We start from the raw sequence: 851 nt of genomic DNA, 5'->3' as shown, positions 1-851 counted from the left end.
TCGTCGACGACGGCGGCGTGACCGCGACCGCGGCCGAGCCGGCCGGCCTGTTCCACGCGCTGCAGACGCTGCGGCAGCTCGTCGAGGCGCCCGGCCCGGGCGACGAGCCCGCACGGGTGCCCCACGTCGTCGTGCACGACGCGCCCCGCTACCCCTGGCGCGGCCTGTCCGTGGACCTCGCGCGGACGTTCTTCGACCTCGACGCGCTGCGCGCCGTGATCGACGTCGCCGCGGCGTACAAGCTCAACGTGCTCCACCTGCACCTCACGGACGACCAGGGCTGGCGCATCGAGTCGCCGTCCCGGCCCGAGCTCGCCAAGCTCTCCTCCGGGAGCGACACGTCCGGCGGGAAGGGCGGCCACCTGTCGCTCGCGGACTTCCGGGCGCTGCAGGACCACGCGGCGGAGCGCTTCGTGCGCGTCGTGCCGGAGATCGACGTCCCGGGCCACATCAACGCGGCGACGCACGTCTACGGGGACCTCATGCCCGACGGCGTCGCGACCGACGCGTACTCCGGCATCGAGGTCGGCTTCTCGCGCCTCACGTTCGACCTGCCCGCCACCGAGCCGTTCCTGCGCGACGTGTTCACCGACCTCGCCCACGCGACGGACGGCGAGCACGTGCACCTGGGCGGCGACGAGGTGCTGAAGATGGAGCCCGCGGAGTACGCGCGGTTCGTCGAGCTGTGCGAGCGCGTGATCCTCGAGGCCGGCAAGAAGCCGGTCGCCTGGCAGGAGGCGGCCAAGGCCCCGCTGCGCCCGGGCACGATCGTGCAGTACTGGGACACGCACCCCATGGACCTCACGTACCTCGTCGACGCCGCGAAGGCCGGGGCGCGGGTCCTCCTGTCG

Annotated in this window: 1 protein-coding gene; it reads left to right on the top strand. The window is 73.4% G+C overall.

What is annotated here, in order from left to right:
• Positions 1-17 precede the first annotated feature (17 nt).
• Positions 18-851: family 20 glycosylhydrolase (locus G3I78_RS46370; RefSeq protein WP_203616467.1), on the top strand; the 834-nt coding region annotated here is incomplete at its 3' end.

Source organism: Streptomyces sp. SID13726 (assembly GCF_010548375.1).
GTDB lineage: Bacteria > Actinomycetota > Actinomycetes > Streptomycetales > Streptomycetaceae > Streptomyces.
The sequence above is the reverse complement of the archived record's forward strand: the minus strand, read 5'-3'. Positions and strand labels throughout refer to the sequence as shown.